Origin of the sequence: Dictyobacter alpinus (assembly GCF_003967575.1) — a bacterium.
In the GTDB taxonomy this organism is placed as follows: Bacteria; Chloroflexota; Ktedonobacteria; order Ktedonobacterales; family Ktedonobacteraceae; genus Dictyobacter; species Dictyobacter alpinus.
Window position 1 is genome coordinate 2,431,967 of sequence record NZ_BIFT01000001.1, and the last position, 17,912, is coordinate 2,449,878.

Below are 17,912 nucleotides of genomic sequence, written 5' to 3' on the forward strand. Positions count from 1 at the left end.
GAAACACGCTGTATCTACTATTCAACCTTCATCTTACCAGAGAAAGCGAGAAAAGTAAGCATCTGGCAACAAGTACCATTACCCATTTCCTAGAGCGAAGCATTTTTTTAGGCATTTACAACCCCTTCAAACTAGACCAGCCCCAAAAAGCAAGGAAGCGCCCAGAGATCAATACATTTCGGTTAAGCATTAGTCGGCGCATAACACAACGTAGCGGCAGGTCTTGCACCTGCAACCTGTAGACGTCCGATCAAGCACAAGCAACATGCAGTACCCACCTGGCTATGTTTGCCTTCACACGACCACGTGTTTGAGGAGCCTTTCGTACGTGAGCAGGGCGCAGGTGCAAGACCTGCCGCTACACTGAGAGACTCCCCGCTGTTTGCTGAACTCCCCTCACACCCAAACAAACGCTAAACAGCGGGGAGGTGCAGGAGGGAGAAGGCATTCCCCCTTTTTAAAAAGTGAAAATCACCCACAATCACACAAACACCGCCCAGACGGCGGAAAAAGCCACCAAAAAGGCTAGGACAAAAAACAAGTGTTCCAGATAAATATTGCCTTCTCGCGTAAACCCAGGCATACTTATAAGGTTAACGCAATATATAAAACTGATCTATCATATCGGCACCAACTTATTGAGTTTTTTTGGACGGAGGATATTTTAAATGGGGGCGGACTTCGCGCATCTACATGTTCATACAGAATATTCGCTTCTGGACGGTTTTAGCCGGATCAAGAAGCTGGTAAAGCAATCAAAAGATCTGGGCATGAACCATCTGGCAATTACCGATCATGGAGCCATGTATGGGGCCCTGGAATTCTACAAGGAGTGCCGCAAAGGTGGAGTACACCCTATTCTGGGTGTGGAAAGCTATCTTGTTCCTGACCATAAAGATAAACCCAAGTTTAAACAAGGTGATAAACGCTACTACCACCTGCTCCTATTGGCGGAAAGCAATACCGGCTATCGCAATCTGATGAAAATGATGACGCACGCCAACACAGACGGCATGCATGCCAACCGGGCACGTATTGACAGGAAACTGCTTGAACAATACGGTGAAGGTATCATCGCTACGTCCTCTTGTCTCGGTGGCGAAATTCCACAGTTGTTGATGGAAGGCAAAATCGACGATGCCTATAGCACTGCCCGCTGGTTTCGTGATACCCTGGGACCCAACAACTTCTATTTAGAGATCCAGGATCACGATGGCTACCCGGATCAAGCTGGTGTCAATCAGCACCTCTTCAAGATGGCAAAAGAGCTCCAGATGCCTCTCCTCGCCACCAATGACCTGCACTATGTTGCTCACGATGACGCCCACGCCCACGAAGTTCTCCTGTGCGTCCAGACGGCGAGCAGCCTCTCCAATCCCAAACGCTTCAAATTTGAAAGCAACGAGTTCTTCTTGCGTAGTCCAGAGCAGATGCAACAGCTCTTCCCAGAACTGGGCGATGCCCTGTTGAATACCGTCCGACTGGCGGAGCGCTGCGAGGTCGATCCTTTTGCCTACAAAGCTCAGTTACCGGCGGTGGATATCCCATCTCAGTACCGTACGGACCAGGATTACCTCTATGCACTTTGTGAGGAGGGTATTGCCTATCGCTATGGTGAGATGACCGAGCCAATTAAGCGCCAGTTGGATTATGAGTTGAGTATTATCATCCAGAAGGGTTTCGTTCCCTACTTCCTGGTGGTTGCCGACTATGTCGGTTGGGCCCGTGACCACGGCATTCGCTGTCTGGCCAGAGGATCAGCGGCCGGAAGTGTGGTAGCTTACTCGCTGGGTATTACCAACGTTGATCCATTGCGCTATCAGTTGCTATTTGAACGCTTCCTCAATCCAGAGCGCGACGATATGCCCGATATCGATATGGACTTCCCGGATGATCGTCGTGAGGAAGTCATCAATTATCTGGCCAATAAATACGGCCATGAATGTGTGGCCCAGATGGCGACCTTTATGACCATGGCGGCCAAAGGTGCTGTACGCGACGTGGCCCGTGTGCTTGAGAAACAGACGCTAGGCGACCGTATCGCCCGTCTGCTTCCTACTGGACCAAAGGTGACCTTGAAGGGCTCTCTGGAGTCTGTGAAAGAGCTTAGTGACCTGCAAAGCCAGGATCCTGAAGCGAAAGAACTATTGGATCTGGCGTTGCAACTGGAAGGCTCGGTACGTGGTACTGGTGTCCATGCCGCTGGTGTGCTGGTGGCGAACGAGGCGCTCTACAATTTTGTGCCCCTACAGATCCGTGAAGGCCGCTATTCCACTCAATATGAGCATTCCCATCTCGAAGAACTGGGGCTGATCAAATATGATATTCTGGGTCTCTCCAACCTGACGATCATTGATAATGCCTTGAAGTTTATCAAGGAAGCGCGTGGCGAAGATATCAACCTGGAAAAGCTGCCGCTGGATCCAGTTGAGGGGGCAGAGGAACAGAACGCTAAGCGCGAAAAAGCCTTTAAGCTACTGGCGGCGGGAGAGACCACCGGCGTCTTCCAGTTGGAAGGTGCGAAGATGCGTGAATACATCAAAATGCTCCAGCCAACCTGTATCGAAGACGTGACCGCCATGGTTGCTCTGTATCGTCCTGGTCCGATGGATAGTATTCCGGACTTCGTTGACGCCAAACATGGCCGTAAGAAAATCAAATATCTGGACCCCCGGCTGGAACAATGGCTGGCGGAATCCTATGGCGTTATCGTTTATCAGGACCAGGTGTTGTTGATCGCTGTAAACCTGGCTGGCTTCTCCTGGGGTAAGGTTAATAAGTTCCGTAAAGCGCTCAGTAAAAAGATCATGCATGAGGTTGAGGGCTATAAAAACGACTTTCTCCAGGGCTGTATCAAAAATGGGGTGGCGCCTGAAGTTGCCGATCAGCTCTTTACTTTGATCCTTCCATTCGGTGGTTATGGATTCAACAAGGCCCACGCCGCCAGTTATGCGGTGGTCGCGTTCTATACCGCTTATCTTAAAGCTAACTATACCGCCGAATTCATGGCGGCTACCATGACTGCTGAAGCCGCGGACGCTGTCAAGATCGCTAATGCGGTCGCCGAATGTAAGCGTATGGATGTCGATGTTTTGGGTCCAGATGTGAATGCCTCTGATCGTGGTTTCACCATCGAAAACGACGGTGTACGCTTTGGCATGCTGGCTATCAAGGGTATCGGAGATGGTCCGATCAATGAGATCGTTCGTGTGCGCACACAGAGTGGCCCCTTCAAATCCCTGGCCGACTTCTGTACCCGTGTAGATCCTAAAGCGGTCGGCAAGGGCGCCATTGAAACCCTGATTAAAGCCGGTGCCCTGGATTCCATCGAGGGTGAGGGCAAACGCCACCAGATGCTGGCCTCGGTTGAACGCGCTATGCAATTCGGCAAAAGTGAGCGTAACGCCAAAGAGAGTGGCATGCTCAGCCTCTTCGGAGATATGGAGGAGATCAGTAGTTCGTTAAGCTTTGCGCTTAACCAGAACGTGGATGAGGTTCCCCGTAAGCAGCTTCTGGCCTGGGAAAAAGAACTGATTGGTATCTATATCTCCAAGCATCCTTTGTCCTATATCAGCGATCTGATTAAAGATAAAGCTTCGCATACGACTGCGGATATCACTGAAGAACTCGACAAACAGAAAGTGGTGATCTGCGGCACGATTAAAGAGGCCCGCCGTATCACCACCAAAAAAGGCGATACCATGTGTATCGTGCAATTGGAAGATATGTTTGGCACCATCGGCGTAACTGTCTTTCCACGTACCTATGAAGAGACCGCCGACAAGTGGGTTGAAGATACGGTGGTTATCGTACGCGGTGAAGTACAGGTCAGGCGTGATGAGCCCGGTATCCTCTGTAATGGTGTCAGCGCCTTCCATGCCGTCGATGAAGAGATGAACCGCAAACAATATATGGTCTGGGTAAAATTGCAGTTAACTGGCAATGACGAACTCTCAATCTCCAACGATATCATGAAGGTACAAAACATTAAACGCTACCTGAGTGAGAAGCCGGGCAGAGACCATTATGAGATTCTGGTCGCCAATGGCGAATGGGAGATGCGCCTCACGCCGCAGGACAACACCATATTCTATAGCGATGAGCTACGTAGCAAGCTTGAAAACGAGCTTGGCAGTGGCATGATCGAAGCCAAAGTGCTCGCCTAAACCTTTTAGTCCTATACACATCACTTCAGACCCGGGAAAGATAGCGCACAGTTTATATGCGCTATCTTTCCTCATTTCAATCTCTACAACTGTCAGAACCGCCCGGCTCTTTTGACAGTTGCGCGCAATACTCGTTATACTGAGAAGAAACCTAAGCATTACCTCACTCGTATATTCACTAACATATACATTGATTGATACAATTAATTAAAGCAGAAAAGGTTATAAGATTGTGGGTTTCGACTACAAGGGTTCTGCACCGGACCCCAATAAACAAAACAAGCCCTATCCCAATGCAAACCCATCCGAGCATAGAGATGCCGGATATCCGGCAAGGTTGCCTGAAGGCCGGTCTGCGGAAGAATTAGAGCGCTACGAGGAACCACAATATCGCGAACACGTCTCGGGACCCCTGAGATATTCAGATGTGCCCTTGCGTGCAGCTCAACCTCCAGCGCAGACGCCACCATCACATCATCCAGTTCAGCCGCAACCGCTTTATCAGCAGCCAGGATATGGTCAGCCGCCTTATCAACAACCTGGCCAGAATGGTCATGCACCCTATAATCAGCAACCAGCGGCCAATGGTTGGGGACAGCCCTATCCAGCTCAACCTCATTATCCTTATGCACCACAAGGAGGTTACCAGCCACAATACAATGGCTATGCCCCCTATGGTTATCCACCTTATGGTTATGCCCCCTATGGTTATCCACCCTATAGCTGGCAGCCTGCTAAACCTAAACGCGATACCTATCAATTTGTCATTGCTATTATTGCCACTGTTTGTTCCGGTCTGGTACTTATTACAGGCGCTATCTGTTCTTTATTGCTCCTGGTGACTGTGATTTCGCTGCCTTATAGCGCTGCGAATACAAGCAAGCCTGAGCAATTGTTTAGCGGCGTCACTATGTTGACCGCCCTGACGCTGGCGGGCCTGGGTGGTGGCTCATTCAGTCTCTACCATAGCATACGAGCATTGATGCGCAAGAAATCGTGGGAATTCAAGGTCACATCTATTCGCCTTGGCCATTTCAAGCTTCCGTGGTTTGCTCTCTGGCTGGCGCTTTATGTGGTCATGCTGATCATTGGCTTACTTATTCGCGGCAACGAGCAGATTGCGGCCAACACCTGGCTGACCGTCTTGCTGATTGGTCTGGCTGGCCTGTTGCCTGCCCTGACCATCTTCGCCCTGGGAGCCTGGCGTGTCCATAACAAAAACGACGAACACTGGACCACTACCTGGAGACGCGTTGCGGTTGCTATGACCAGTGGCGCCACCTCGGCCATCTTGTTCGCCCTGATCTTAGAGTTAATCCTGGGATTGGTCCTTCAGGCTGGACTACGTATTAACAGCCTGAATCTAGATGATCCAAATATGCCAATCCCCAACAATATGCGCGCCATCATCTACCTGTTCCTGGTTGTTGCTGTTGTTGCCCCAGTGGTAGAGGAAGGTGTCAAGCCACTGGCAGTGGTAACCTTCATTGGACGCATCAGCAGTGCCAAAGAAGCGTTTATCTTAGGCATGGCCTGTGGTATTGGTTTTGATCTGGTTGAGACCGCTGGCTATATCGGCATGGGCTATAGTAACTGGGTTGATATCGCTATCCAGCGCAGTTCTGCTGGCCTACTGCATAGCTTTGGTGCCGGCATGACCGCTCTCGGTTGGTACTATCTGACCCATTCTAACTCGCTTAAAAATAAGCGTATCTTGATCGGACTTGGCTGTGGACTCTATGCGGTCTTACAGCATGCTATCTGGAACGGCTCCTTTGTCTTCCAGATCCTGCCAGCTCCAATCGGACCCTACTTCGATAAAGGCACCATTATGATTGGCAGCTATCCATTGCCATCCATCATGATCATCTATGGTGTCTGGACCCTGCTCATGGTACTCTTCTTCCTGTTTGTCACAGGCAAACTTGGACGCAACCGTATCAATCAAGGACCCGTAAACACTCCTAAACCCTCGGATGATGTCCGAGCCAACATTCCAGCAGCTAACATCTACCCAACCAATCAGCAACCCCAACCTGTGCGCTAAACGCGTTACCCACAGAGAGATTGAGGCGCAACCCGCCTCAATCTCTTCTCTCCTTTCATTAATTTGCAACGAGATGTGGACCGTGGGATTCATCACCCAGAGACAAACAAGGTAGCTACGTGGGCTTGCTCGTGATGAGGGGAGGGATCGCTGGGGTATGTATGGTTTTTCTTCTCATGGTTGCTCTTGCGAAATAATGCATGACACTCGTCTCAAGAATTGAGCTTGATTTCTGCAGATCTACATGGTATTCTTGACCTGAGTAACCTCTACATATGTTTTTTGCGCAAGCGAGAAGGAGTTAACATCAATGTTAGTTATAGTCACCACCTTTTCAATGACAACTGCTTGTTTCTCCAGCAGTTTTATTGGGGTTGAGTGCACCTTCTAGGCAAATTCCTATCCTATACAATGTTGCTCAAAAGATCATAGTATGAGCAAACAATGGTCCTTGGTTGTATGTGTACGCTAATACACAAACCAGGACTTCAGAAGTATGCACTCTTCCCGCGATCCCCCCTTATCGCCTGGCCATGGTTCTTTGTGGCCTTGAGGAGTGACACTTTATGCATTTTAAGCTACATAAACTTAACCCGTTCGCAATCTATCTGTTGATTACTGGCATCGGATCGTTTGCGACCAATCTCATTTTCTCCATTAATATGGTCTATCAGATTGAGACCGTTAAGTTGAATCCACTACAACTGGTACTTGTTGGTACGACGTTAGAGGTTGCCTGTTTTGTCAGTCAGGTTCCGACGGGTGTGCTGGCGGACATGTATAGTCGTCGTATGGCGGTGGTACTCGGTTATACACTGATGGGTGTCGGCTTTCTGTTAGAGGGCTTGATACCTAGCTTTGGGGCCGTATTGGGCGCGCAACTCCTATGGGGATGTGGCTCAACCTTTGTCAGCGGGGCTGAAGAAGCCTGGTGCGCTGATGAGATCGGCGAGGCCGCGGTTGGTAACGCATTTATCCGTGGTTCACAGATCGGACAGATTGCGTCGCTGCTTGCTATTCCTCTGGGTATCGGCCTGGCCATCTATCGTATCAATTTTCCTATCATTCTGGGCGCAATATTACTGCTGTTGCTAGGATGTTTTCTGGGTATCTGGATGCCCGAGAAGAACTTTCATCCTGCGCCACGGGAGGAGCGTAGTTCCTGGCATGCTATGGGTAAAATGATGGTTGACGGAGGGAAGGCCGTTACACGGAATCGTATGCTGCTGGTGATCCTCTGTATTACTGCTTTCTCCGCAATGTCCAGCGAGGGCTTTGATCGTCTGCAGACCGACCACTTTATTAAAGACTTCACCTTTCCACAGCTATGGCATCTGAGCCATCTGGTCTGGTTTGGGATTATCAACATGGGAACAAGCATCCTTTGTCTGACCGTCACCGAGCTTGTACGGCGGCGTGTGAAGCCAGATCAGCATACGCAGATGGTCAGAGTGATGTTTGCCTGCCAGCTCCTCTTAATTGGAGGTATCATCGCCTTTGCGCTCTCTGGAAACTTCTACCTGGCCTTAATCACCTTCTGGTGTGCCAGCATTGGACGCAGTACAGCGGCCCCGTTCTATATGAACTGGATAACCCAGAATAGTGAGCCGCGTATGCGAGCTACGGTTATCTCAATGTTTGGACAGGTCGATGCTATTGGCCAGATTGCTGGTGGACCTGCTGTTGGTTATATCGGCACCATCGTTTCATTGCGAGCGGCCCTGCTCACCACCAGCGCCATCCTCGCTCCTAACATCTTCTTCTTCATTCGCGCCCTCGGACTCAGCAAGCAAGTCCAGGTCTACCCGGACGAAGTCGAAGTAGAAACGGTGAAAGTCTAAAGTATATTCAGCAATCAAGGGTACACACTCACATTTTAGGATGCGGGCGTGTACCCCTGATACAGAAATTTGTCAGATGATCATGCTAAGAGGCACATTAGCGCCTGAAAAAGTCTAGGCAGCTAGCTAACCATGAACGTCCTGGCTATCAAGCGGTGCTTCCTCACGCGCCCACATACCATAATCCCTGATCACACCAGCGATCCGCAGGCGATAGTCTGTGAAAATAGCCGTTCGCCCCTGGACTTGTGCCTCACGATGTTCTTCCCTCTGCCGCCAGGTCTTAATTGCTTGCTCATCACGCCAGAATGAGAGGGATAGGATTTTGCCTGGAGTCGAAAGGCTCTGAAAGCGTTCTATCGAGATGAAACCATCAATTTCATCAAGTTGCGGTCGCAAGCGGGCGGCAATGTCAAGATAGGTTTGTTTCTGCTCATGCTTCGGTTGAACTTCGAAGATTACAGCAATCACAGGTATAGCCTCCTTCAGCGATCTCTTTTATTGATCGATCCCTTTGGTAGTGAGGATCGCAATTCGCGCATTGGCAGAAGGACGATAAGTGGCGAATCTGGCTAATGATTCAAGATCAAGGCCAGCGTTGATGAGCTTTTCAAGGCCAGCTAGAGCAATTAATTCAGCAAACGCTTCACCTGGACAAGCGTGAGGGCCTGTGCCAAAGGTAAATATCTGCCGATCCTGTCTGAAGATGTCGAATTGCTCAGGATGAGGATTAGCCAGCGGATCTCGATTAGCGGCCGCCAGTAGAACCAATATAACGTCACCCTTTTTCATTTCTTGCTCTGCAATAGAGCCAGCATGGGCAAGAAAACGGCGCGTATTCTGGATGGGGGGGTCGTAGCGCAGTACCTCTGCAATCACTGATCGCAGAAGATCAGGATCAGCCCTTACCTGCTCATATACTTGCGGATGCGAGGTAAGTGCAAGCATAGTATTGCCAATCAAGCCAGCAGTGGCTTCATAGGCCTGTGACAAAAAACCAATGCCGTTAGCGACGATCACAGCTGGATCTTCGCTACCCATTTGTCGTGCCCCTCCAGCGAGTGTTGCCAGCAAACTATGTGAGCTTTTTATTCCTACTTCCTGAGAACGCACTAGAGCGCGAAATAGATCAAGCAACCGGGTTGCAGCATCTTTGCCGCGTTCGATCTGTTCCGGGCTACTGGCAGGCGCGATGCAGAAAACAAAATCACTTATCCATAATGCCGTCTGGCGTAGCTGATCTCGTGGCACACCGATTAGACTGGCAAGCACATAGACCGACAGGTGAAAGGCAAAGGTAACATAACGGGTAGAGATAGGCTCGTGCTCAATCTCATTAAAGAGAGATTGAGCACATTCGCGGCTCAGCTCTGTGATTTGAGCTGTATCAATTGACGTTAGGGTAGTAGTGATCGCACGTTTGAACGGACAATGTTTGATGCCATCATTCATACGAACGAGATGCTGAAAAATATCAGCGGCAGATGAGCCGAGTAAGGCTTTGGGAACCGGCTCCGTTAGTGGTCGCACACGGCAGAGATCGCTCGTCAGAACAGCGCGGACAGCGGCTGCACTTGAAGCGATCCAATATCCTTTTATCTGATCATAATAGAGTGGTTTGTGCGCAACCAGATCCGCATAGTAAGGATAAGGGTTATGATGCGTCACAGCTGCAATCGCGTCCTGCGGAAATGTCATCCTTGTTTCAACTCCTTCTGCTTCCATAGGCCCTGGGAGGGTATGCGTAGCGCTCGATTAAATTTGCTGGAGGCATTTTCCCAGGCAATGATCTCCGTTAATTCGACCAGTTCATCATCAGTATAAAATTCGCGCAGGCGGGCGAAATCATTATCGCTTACCTCTTGTCCTGTAATCGTCATATTATCAGCATATGCCAGCGTCACACGCTCTAGCTCGTTGTAGAGAGGACTGGTGGCATAATCCGCCAGCGTGAGAATTTTCTCATCCGCGATACCCAGTTTGCTACCCACGGCAGCATTAATGTCCTGTCAGAACTCACATTTATTCAGCATGGCGACACGCCGATTGAGCAAGCACTGTAACTTCTCATCAATCAAGCCAGAAGTGCTGATACCGGTCCACATCGCGCGTGCTCCGCGAAAGATCGAAGGGCGGCGCGCATACACCAGATGATTGAGCAAAGGCGAGCCCCAGATTTTTTCCTGTGACTCAAACACCTTACGGATATATGTTTCAACCTCTTCCGGATTGACTCCGTCTATTCTTGCCATGAGCGAGCTATACTCCTTGTTCTTTCTTCACAACGATTCACACCTCAAGTATAAGGGGGCACATATTGATGTGTCTAATAGATAGAATTTATCCGGTCTATCAGTTATACTGATGGCTATGGAACTGAGTGAAATCGAAGCATTTATTATGATCAATCGTGAGGGTAGCTTTACACGAGCTGCTGAACTCTTACATGTGTCACAACCAGCGGTCAGTCGGCGCATCGAGCTATTAGAGCGTGAACTGGCTACGCCTTTGTTTGAGCGTCTCCCCGCTGGAATTCGCCTGACCGAGGCTGGTCAGGCGTTTTTGCCTTATGCTCAGCGAGTAGCAGCCGCTATGGAGGATGGCATAGCCGCTGTTCGTGCGCTTGAAGAAGATGAGCGCGGTACCATTACGCTGGCACTGGTTGGAACACTCGCCAGTACGCAACTGACAACCCACCTGCAAACATTTCACAAGACCTATCCACATGTGCAGTTAAAACTGCATACCGCTCGTAGCGACGAGGTAAGTACCCTGGTACAGCAAGGTGATGCCCACCTGGGCTTGCGCTATTTTGCTGATCCGCATCCAGACATTCAATCACAGCTGGTGCTCAATGAGCCATTACTGGTCATCAGCGCAGCCCAATCGCGCTTTTTTACAGAGACACCAGGCGATCCAGCCGCCCTATCTTACATACCATGGGTGACATTTCCTATTCACACCAGATCATCTGGCGAACCATTCGCACGCCTGCTTGAACGCCAATTGACGCGCTATGAACTGGATAACGCCGAAAGGCTGGTCATCGACAGCCTGAGCGCTCAGAAGCGCCTGATTGAAGCCGATTTTGGGATTGGATTACTACCTGCAAGCAGCATCGAAGAAGAACTGCGCCTTGGTACCGTACGTATCTTGCCAATCGCCGGCCTGCAAACAAGTGTCCCCGTCATGGCCATATATCGTCGTCAAGCCTACCTTAGCCGAGCCAGTCGCCTGTTGCTAACCATGCTCACCACCACATCACATCCACAGTAAAGGCAAGACTCGCCCCAAGATAAGGTTCCCAACTGCCTGGATCTTACCGCCGCAAGATTACGTGCTTGAGTGGTATATCATACGTGTACCAGTTGCAGGGGCAAGCGTTGGTGGGGGAGTAGCTCGATGGGGTGTAGGTGTATTTATCATCGAGGGTGTCATTCATGTTTTTGCACGCGTAGCCATGAGAAGAAAATCTCTACCCCAGCGATCCCTCCCCTCATCACGAACCCGTTCCCGTAGTTACGACCCTGAGCGGTCGTTTGCCACCAGCCGCAGCGTGGTGGCCCAGTACCCCCGCGATCCTGTTCCTTCCAGACTGACTTGTGCGCCCTCACGCGGTGCCCAAAAGGAACCTTCCCATGGATGGTATCACCCTGAGGTGTCGCAGGGGAACTCTCTCTGTGCGAGGTGACAACGATGAGGGGGCCGAGCCGGCCGGATACCGGGCCACCACGCTGCGGCGGGTGGCAAGCGACCGCTCAGGGTCGCAGCTACGTGGTCTTTTCCATGGGACGCATACCTTTGCAAAAATTTGAATGCCTATCATCCAGGGCTTTTTAATTTTCAGCCGGGAATAACTGTCAGGCAAATCATATACAGAGTATTTCTGGTGTGGTGTGTGTTCTGTGGGCGGCCGCGGCCGCCCACAGAACACACACCACACCAGACTCCGGCGCCGTAGGCGCCAGGAAGAGGAAAATTAAAAAGCCCTGCCTATCATCAATGGTTGCTTGACTCTGTTTGTGTGGGTGTGTTATAGTGGTGTTATAAGTAAAAAAAGTTAGCGGCTTTGAATAGGGCATGTTGGGTAGATAAGCTAATAGCCAGAGAGCGATGTCCAGGCTGAAAGCATTGCGATTAGTGCTGCGCCAATGACACCTATGAGCTAAGCGGTGAACCATTTTGCAGTAGCCGGCTTTCGGGATAGCGCCCGTTATAGCGCAGCGGTTTCAACTTTCCTGCTAATAGAAAAGTGAGACCGGCCCAAGGTCCCGCTATGGGATAAACGGTGGTGGTACCACGATAGGCGCATGAAGTCGCCCTCGTCCTCCTGATAGGATGAGGGTTTTTTGTTGTCTTTTTTACGTATCATCGACACTATGATAGCCGCACAAGACAACTGGATGAAAGGTCCGAGGGGCATGGATAACGACGGAGACGATAATGATCGCGAGGAAGGCACTGAGCATCTGTAATGTTCAAGCAGGCTTGCCAGGTGTCCTTCCTCATGTGAAGCACGTGTATTGGCAAGCCTGCCGCTATTACAGATTGTGAAGGAGTCTTTTGCTATGGAACGCATGCGTACAACCGAAGTTATGTCCCACGTTGGCGAGCGTATTCGTGTCGCTGGCTGGCTACATTCGTTACGCCGTATGGGTGGCATCAATTTTCTGCTTATTCGCGATGGCTGGGGACTGATCCAGGCGGTAGCTGAAACGGAAGAGGAGATCGCCGTTTTGCAACCTGAAAATGTGGGTGTGGAGAGTATTATTGTTGTTGAAGGGCTGGTCAAGAGCGAGCCCCAGGCGCCCGGTGGCGTAGAGCTGCACGAGCTGAAAATCGAGCTGCTGAATCCGGTATCCGAAATTCCTCCGATTTCGCTCAACAAACGCAAGCTCAATGCGCAGCTCAATACATTGCTTGACCATGCGGCAGTGACCAACCGCCATCCATTACGCCGCGCTACCTTGCGTCTTTCCGCGGGCATTATGGCCGGTTTTCGGGACATCTTGACATCCAGGGCCTTTACTGAGATTCAGACGCCAAAGATTGTTGCTGCAGCCACTGAGAGTGGGGCTAATGTCTTTCAACTGGACTACTTTGGTCGGCCGGCCTATCTGGCTCAGAGTCCACAGTTCTATAAACAGATCATGGTAGGGGTCTTTGAGCGTGTTTTTGAAGTTGGGCCTGTTTTTCGAGCGGAACCACACGATACGACACGCCATCTCAATGAATATGTCAGTCTGGATGCGGAATTTGGTTTTATCGAGAACCATTTCACGGTAATGGCCCTGTTGCGGGATGTGCTTGCCCATATCTTGCAAACGCTGAATGAAGACTATCGCTCTGAACTGGAACTACTCAAAGTTGAGATGCCTCGTATGCCTGAGGACGTTCCGACCATTCATTTTGCGGACGCACAAGAATTGATTTTGAAGCTGCATAAAACCGATGTTCGAGGTGAGCCTGATCTTTCACCACAGGATGAGCGCTGGCTGGGTGCATGGGCTAAACAGGAATTTGCTAGCGACTTTTTGTTTGTTACTGGTTATCCAATGCGTAAGCGACCATTCTATACCCATGTGGATCCCGAGCGGCCAGAGTACTCAAACTCGTTTGACCTGCTCTTCAGGGGGACTGAACTGGTGACAGGAGGACAGCGTCTACACCGCTATCAGGACTACCTGGCGGCCCTGGAACGCGCGCAGTTGCCGCTTGAACCATTTGAGTATTATCTGGAGGCATTTAAGTATGGCATGCCACCACATGGAGGCTTCGCGATAGGTTCAGAACGATTACTTATGCAACTGCTCGGTGCGCAAAACGTTAAATTGACTGCTACATTTCCACGCGACCTGAACAGGTTGGTTCCGTAAAGCACTAAACGTTGAAAAAACAAGGGATGGTGCAAAATATCATTGCATCATCCCTTTACAATGTAAAAAAATACGCATAAAAACCCCCTTTCATCAATGTGAATGAAAGGGGGTTTTTGTGGTGGACCTGAGGGGATTCGAACCCCTGACCTCCTCCATGCCATGGAGGCGCGCTACCAACTGTGCCACAAGCCCATGCGTTTTCTTTTTGCGCTTACAAGATATAAGTATATCCAATATACTGAGCTTTTTCAAGTCTTTTAGCGACTAATTTTGATGAATTTCCAAGATATTTGGAAATTCATCAAAATTAGTCATTCAGAATTTAACGCTTAGCCGCCAGCTGGACCACCTTCCAGGCCGGGTTTTGTCATGCTTTCAGGATTAAGAATGCGTTCTAGTTCTTCTTCAGATAAACTGGTTTTCTCACGCGCCACTTCACGAACGGTACGACCAGTCTTGTGGGCATGCTTGGAGATGTCTGCGGCAGCATCATAGCCGATGACTGGGGCCAGCGAGGTACAGATTGCCAGTCCGCGCTCGACCATCTCTGGTCCACGGGTGGTCGCTTTCAGTTCCTTGATGCATTGACGCGAGAAATTCCTGGCGACAGCGGCTAGCAGGCTGATCGATTGCAAGATATTATATGCCGCCACCGGCATCATTACATTGATCTCGAAATTGCCGGACTGTCCCGCTACAGTGATAGTCGCATGATTGCCGATTACCTGGGCACAGACCATACACACGGATTCCGCGATAACTGGATTGACTTTACCAGGCATAATCGAGCTACCTGGCTGGACGGCAGGCAGTTCAAGTTCACCAATGCCAGCACGTGGACCGGAACCGAGCCAGCGTACATCATTGGCGATCTTCATCAAGCCGACCGCGATCGTGTTCAGTACGCCACTGGCCTCAACAATACTATCCAATGTACTCTGAGCCTGGAAATGGTTGCCGGTCTCAGTCACATCGATACCATTAATCTGGGATAGGCGGGCACAGACACGGGATGAAAAATCCGGATCGGTATTCACGCCCGTGCCAACCGCAGTTCCACCCAGGGCCAGTTCAGACAGCTCGCTCTGGGCATGATTCAAGCGAATAATCGCCCGCTCAATCTGTCCCGCGTAGCCGTCAAATTCTTGTCCCAGGCGAATAGGAGTTGCGTCTTGCAGATGGGTACGACCTGTCTTGATAACAGGCATAAACTCTTCCGCTTTCGTGGATAAGGTCTGCTGCAACTCAAGGAGGGCAGGAATAAGCTGCTGCTCGATGCTCAACAAGGCTGAAAGATGGATTGCACTAGGGATAACATCGTTAGAAGACTGGCCAAAGTTCACATGATCATTGGGATGAACCTTACGTGATCCACGTGATCCACCTAGAATTTCACTGGCACGATTGGCAATGACTTCATTGGCGTTCATGTTGGTAGATGTACCAGAACCTGTCTGAAAAATATCGAGTACAAAATGGTCATCCAGTTTGCCGTCAATGACTTCCTGGCTGGCCTGGATAATGGCCTCGGCGATCGAGCTGTCAATATGACCGAGTTCTCCATTTACCTTTGCGGCTGCCTGTTTGATCTGACCCAGAGCACGAATAAATGTGCGTGGGAAGCGCAGATCACTGATCGGAAAATTGAGTACAGCGCGCTGTGTGCTTGCACCATAATATGCATCAGTTGGTACCTGCATCTCGCCCATAGAATCGCGTTCGACACGGGTGCCCTGAACTGTTTGCGACATAGAACCTCCTCTTCGAGCATGGTTTATCACGCAAGTATTATACCACCATGTACTGTGCAATTTCTGTCGGCAAGTGGTGTGTTCTTCGCCCGCTACGCGGGCGGGAGGGGAAGGAGGTTGCGGGGGCACAGCCCCCGTGCCCCCCAGTCAAGGGGCTGGCCGCCCCTTGCATCCCCGCTTTGCACCTATGGGCTGGGTTAGAGCACTATTGGCATGGGGGGATTGCTGGGGGGATTGGGGTTGGGACGTGTCTGTGTGGTGTCATGAGTATTGGCACCACACGGACAGGTTCGCTGTATGTTAGCGAGGATTGTTGGCGCGAATACGTGGCAAGACGTCTTTGGCGTAGGATTCGATAAAGGCTTTTTGATCGGGTCCCGCTGAATGGAAGATCAAGCAATCAAAGCCCATGTCGATATATTGTTGGGCGAATTGTACATGATCATCGGGATTCGAGGAGAAGCAGCCGGTGCTTTTCACGGTATCAGGACCAACTACTTCACCATTTTCCTGCGACATGGTTGGTGTATAGATGTTCTGATCGAAGAGGGCTGGAATATACGTAGCACCCCAGTACTTTAACATTTCCTGGACGGCTGCGTCGATGTCCTGGGTGTAGCCGACATTCAATTCAATGATGCGTGCCATTTTGGAAGGATCTTTGCCAGCTTTACGGGCGGCCTCTTCAAAATTGCCAATGATGCCTTTATAGAGATCTGGCTTTTTACCACCAACGGACCAGATGCCATCGCCATAACGACCGGCGAACAGGGCACTGTGCGGCACAAGGGAGGAGATGACAATGGGAATTGGAGAGGTTGGAGGTGTATACAGTTTCGCTTTACGCGTCTGGTAATATTCACCTTCGTAATTCACTTCCTCACCACTCCATAGGCCACGGATAATATCGATGGCCTCCGCCAGACGATCACGGCGCTCGGCATAGCTGGGCCACTCGCCAGTGGCGGCAAACTCATTCAGCGCCTCGCCTGTGCCCAGGCCAAGTCCTGTACGATTTGGCGCAAAATGAGAGACTGTGGCGGCTGCCTGAGCCACAACAGATGGATGATAGCGTAAAATCGGACAGGTAACACCAGTACTCAATTTGATCTGCTTCGTCTGTGGAGCAACCGCGCCTAGCCAGGTCCAGGTAAAGGGTGACTGTCCCGCTTCGCTCCAGGGATTGAAATGATCGCTTACGTCAATCCAATCATAGCCTGCTTTATCCGCACTAATTGCATATTCCATTAATTCAACGGGGGGATATTGCTCTGGACCCGCTTTCCAACCGAGTTGTACCATCTTCCTTCTCCAATCTTCGCATATCTTTATAACTATGAATTGTAGTGGTTTTTCTTTTGATCAGATTCAGGGCACGCAAAAGAGAAAGCACATCCTTATTCATGTGCTATACGTATTCACATGCTCACTTAGGTATGCGCGATAAGAAAAAGAAAAGTTTCGATACGTAACTATTAGCAAGTTGCTTCATTTTTTGTGGCAGCTCCAGACGAACGGTCTGCGTGTATATAGCGGAGGTGCTAACTTGTATCCGGGTGGACTCTTCATTTATAATCGTAAGTATAAACTCGGCTGGCTGTATAGAGAGAGGATGTATCTATGTTACTTGAGGCCGTTATCAGAAAAATGCTGGTGGATGGAGATCAATGGGCCAGCTGGCAAGGTTATCATATTCCGGTGAGTGAGCAGTATTTTGTGATCTGGACGCCAATTGGCACGCCGATGCATTGGAAACCTGGTACCTGGACCGCGTATAAACATCAACTAAGCTATTTCTGGCCGGAAGCCTGGTATACCATACATGCGGGCTACGATGAACAGGGAAAGTGTATTAGCGTCTATTGTGATGTGGTTTTGCCGCGTGCAGATTATACAAATACAGCCGAAGAACTTATCTATGTTGATCTTTATATTGATGTCGTGGTGCGCGAAGATTACAGCGTGTATACAAAGGATCAAGAAGTATTTGAGCGAGCAGCTAGAGCGTATCCGATTGTAGAGCAGTCACGCAAACGTTCATTTGAAGCGTTAGATTGGCTGGATGAGCAGGCCAGACAATGGACAGGACCATTTGAAGTCATTCCCCGCCAGTTGTCTGGCACGAACTTTGAATTGTATGAGCCAGAAGAAGCAGCAAAGATGCTGCAAAAACAAATATAGTAGTTTAAGAGCAATATATTATGTATCGATCTAACTTTGCATGAATA

Annotated in this window: 12 protein-coding genes and 1 tRNA gene; 7 read left to right on the top strand and 6 right to left on the bottom strand. The window is 50.0% G+C overall.

The features are described 5' to 3' along the window. Nucleotides 1-668 precede the first annotated feature (668 nt). From dnaE to EL633_RS09615, 3 genes are all read left to right on the top strand, one after another. Nucleotides 669-4,166: a DNA polymerase III subunit alpha gene (dnaE, locus tag EL633_RS09605; RefSeq protein ID WP_126626969.1), complete on the top strand. Its 3,498-nt coding sequence runs from the start codon at nucleotides 669-671 to the stop codon at nucleotides 4,164-4,166. Nucleotides 4,167-4,398: 232 nt separating this feature from the next. After that, nucleotides 4,399-6,213 carry a PrsW family glutamic-type intramembrane protease gene (locus EL633_RS09610; protein ID WP_126626970.1) on the top strand — a complete coding sequence of 605 codons (1,815 nt, stop codon included), beginning with the start codon at nucleotides 4,399-4,401 and terminating at the stop codon, nucleotides 6,211-6,213. 566 nt (nucleotides 6,214-6,779) lie between these two features. Further along, nucleotides 6,780-8,054 carry an MFS transporter gene (locus tag EL633_RS09615; RefSeq protein WP_126626971.1) on the top strand — a complete coding sequence of 425 codons (1,275 nt, stop codon included), beginning with the start codon at nucleotides 6,780-6,782 and terminating at the stop codon, nucleotides 8,052-8,054. A gap of 126 nt (nucleotides 8,055-8,180) precedes the next feature. Here the strand turns inward: EL633_RS09615 and EL633_RS09620 are convergent, their stop codons facing one another. The 3 genes from EL633_RS09620 to EL633_RS38395 are packed head-to-tail and all read right to left on the bottom strand — an operon-like array spanning nucleotide 8,181 to nucleotide 10,306. Further along, entirely contained in the window at nucleotides 8,181-8,525 is a 345-nt protein-coding gene (locus EL633_RS09620) for an antibiotic biosynthesis monooxygenase family protein (protein WP_126626972.1), read from the bottom strand. A 27-nt stretch (nucleotides 8,526-8,552) separates the two neighbouring features. Continuing rightward, entirely contained in the window at nucleotides 8,553-9,752 is a 1,200-nt protein-coding gene (locus EL633_RS09625; protein ID WP_161982062.1) for a cytochrome P450, read from the bottom strand. Then, a complete protein-coding gene (locus EL633_RS38395; protein WP_463674500.1) occupies nucleotides 9,749-10,306 on the bottom strand; it encodes a YciW-related (seleno)protein in 558 nt (185 codons plus the stop codon). The genes EL633_RS09625 and EL633_RS38395 overlap by 4 nt, the downstream gene beginning before the upstream one ends. A gap of 118 nt (nucleotides 10,307-10,424) precedes the next feature. Between EL633_RS38395 and EL633_RS09640 the strand changes: the two genes are divergently transcribed. From EL633_RS09640 to aspS, 3 genes are all read left to right on the top strand, one after another. Further along, nucleotides 10,425-11,330 carry a LysR family transcriptional regulator gene (locus EL633_RS09640; RefSeq protein ID WP_281275868.1) on the top strand — a complete coding sequence of 302 codons (906 nt, stop codon included), beginning with the start codon at nucleotides 10,425-10,427 and terminating at the stop codon, nucleotides 11,328-11,330. A gap of 404 nt (nucleotides 11,331-11,734) precedes the next feature. Continuing rightward, the gene (locus EL633_RS37820) at nucleotides 11,735-11,869 is read left to right on the top strand and encodes a hypothetical protein (protein WP_281275869.1); all 135 of its coding nucleotides are present in this window, start codon (nucleotides 11,735-11,737) and stop codon (nucleotides 11,867-11,869) included. A 753-nt stretch (nucleotides 11,870-12,622) separates the two neighbouring features. Then, the gene (gene aspS / locus EL633_RS09645; protein WP_126626977.1) at nucleotides 12,623-13,930 is read left to right on the top strand and encodes an aspartate--tRNA(Asn) ligase; all 1,308 of its coding nucleotides are present in this window, start codon (nucleotides 12,623-12,625) and stop codon (nucleotides 13,928-13,930) included. Nucleotides 13,931-14,049: 119 nt separating this feature from the next. On the opposite strand, the gene EL633_RS09650 is transcribed toward aspS, so the two are convergent. The 3 genes from EL633_RS09650 to EL633_RS09660 all read right to left on the bottom strand — a co-directional run bounded on the left by EL633_RS09650 (nucleotide 14,050) and on the right by EL633_RS09660 (nucleotide 16,986). Beyond that, a tRNA-Ala gene (locus tag EL633_RS09650) sits at nucleotides 14,050-14,125 on the bottom strand. Between the two features lie 137 nt (nucleotides 14,126-14,262). Continuing rightward, complete coding sequence (locus tag EL633_RS09655) at nucleotides 14,263-15,684, bottom strand: class II fumarate hydratase (protein ID WP_126626978.1); 1,422 nt, start codon at nucleotides 15,682-15,684, stop codon at nucleotides 14,263-14,265. Nucleotides 15,685-15,984: 300 nt separating this feature from the next. Beyond that, entirely contained in the window at nucleotides 15,985-16,986 is a 1,002-nt protein-coding gene (locus tag EL633_RS09660; RefSeq protein ID WP_126626979.1) for a TIGR03557 family F420-dependent LLM class oxidoreductase, read from the bottom strand. Between the two features lie 318 nt (nucleotides 16,987-17,304). Between EL633_RS09660 and EL633_RS09665 the strand changes: the two genes are divergently transcribed. Continuing rightward, nucleotides 17,305-17,865, top strand: a complete 561-nt coding sequence (locus EL633_RS09665) for a ribonuclease FAU-1 family protein (protein WP_126626980.1) — start codon at nucleotides 17,305-17,307, stop codon at nucleotides 17,863-17,865. Nucleotides 17,866-17,912: the final 47 nt, after the last annotated feature.

Coding starts and splice junctions, on each gene's coding strand:
- dnaE (WP_126626969.1), top strand. CDS start 669: ATGGGGGCGGACTTCGCGCATCTACATGTTCATACAGAATATTCGCTT.
- EL633_RS09615 (WP_126626971.1), top strand. CDS start 6,780: ATGCATTTTAAGCTACATAAACTTAACCCGTTCGCAATCTATCTGTTG.
- EL633_RS09625 (WP_161982062.1), bottom strand. CDS start 9,752: ATGACATTTCCGCAGGACGCGATTGCAGCTGTGACGCATCATAACCCT.
- EL633_RS09640 (WP_281275868.1), top strand. CDS start 10,425: ATGGAACTGAGTGAAATCGAAGCATTTATTATGATCAATCGTGAGGGT.
- aspS (WP_126626977.1), top strand. CDS start 12,623: ATGGAACGCATGCGTACAACCGAAGTTATGTCCCACGTTGGCGAGCGT.
- EL633_RS09655 (WP_126626978.1), bottom strand. CDS start 15,684: ATGTCGCAAACAGTTCAGGGCACCCGTGTCGAACGCGATTCTATGGGC.
- EL633_RS09660 (WP_126626979.1), bottom strand. CDS start 16,986: ATGGTACAACTCGGTTGGAAAGCGGGTCCAGAGCAATATCCCCCCGTT.
- EL633_RS09665 (WP_126626980.1), top strand. CDS start 17,305: ATGTTACTTGAGGCCGTTATCAGAAAAATGCTGGTGGATGGAGATCAA.